Origin of the sequence: Hungatella hominis, assembly GCF_014288005.1 — a bacterium.
In the GTDB taxonomy this organism is placed as follows: domain Bacteria; phylum Bacillota; class Clostridia; order Lachnospirales; family Lachnospiraceae; genus Hungatella; species Hungatella effluvii.
The window spans coordinates 1-713 of the sequence record NZ_JACOPB010000068.1 but is presented as its reverse complement, the minus strand read 5'-3'; the positions used below and the strand labels follow the sequence as shown (position 1 = coordinate 713).

Here is a 713-nt window from a genome sequence, read left to right as displayed (position 1 = left end):
CTTTCCTCTGCTGACAGAGGATTTGTTTTTGAAGGAAAACTGGATAAAGATTCAGCGCGCCGCTTTTCAGCCGGGGACAAGGGAGAGCTTCATTACAAATTGGATGGAAGCACACAAAAAGCAGATGTGGAGATTCATTCCATCAGCACGCCGGACGAGTCGGACCAGGTTTTAGTAACTGCGGTTCTGCCGGAGGGAGGTTATACTTCCGGTATGCCGGCACAGCTTTTTCTAAGCAGAAAGAGCGAGACGTATCAAAATTGTCTGCCTCTTACCGCACTCAGAAGTGATTCCGGCGGAGACCACGTATTCGTACTCCGCAGACAAAGCTCCGTACTGGGAACAGAATGGGTCATTGCAAGGGTAGATATAACAGTAAAGGAAAGAGACAGTCAGATGATGTATGTTGATGGCGCGCTTACGTATTCGGATCAGGTAGTCATAAGCTCAAATAAGATCATATCGGAAGGAGACAGGGTCCGCATTGAAAATTGACAGGTTTGCCCATTACCGGGCGTTGACAATATCAGCAATACTGGCGGCGGTTCTTTGGTGTTTCGCCTGTTCTTTCTATAGTACGGCCATCGGTCACTGTACGAGTGTGAGCATTAAATGGGAAAAGGGCGGTGTCAGCCCCTCAGAGCTTATCAGGCAGCAGACGTATGCAAGGCAGGATGGAGCAGGAAACCAGCCGGAGGTCACCTTATGGCAGA

At 49.2% G+C, this 713-nt stretch carries 1 protein-coding gene and 1 pseudogene; both read left to right on the top strand.

What is annotated here, in order from left to right; all coding sequences use genetic code 11:
• A partial coding sequence (locus H8S75_RS32350) for an efflux RND transporter periplasmic adaptor subunit (protein ID WP_490400389.1) occupies nucleotides 1–495 on the top strand: 495 nt, incomplete at its 5' end.
• A pseudogene (locus H8S75_RS32345) lies at nucleotides 485–713 on the top strand (hypothetical protein); the annotation flags it as partial. The gene H8S75_RS32350 and the pseudogene H8S75_RS32345, both read left to right, overlap by 11 nt.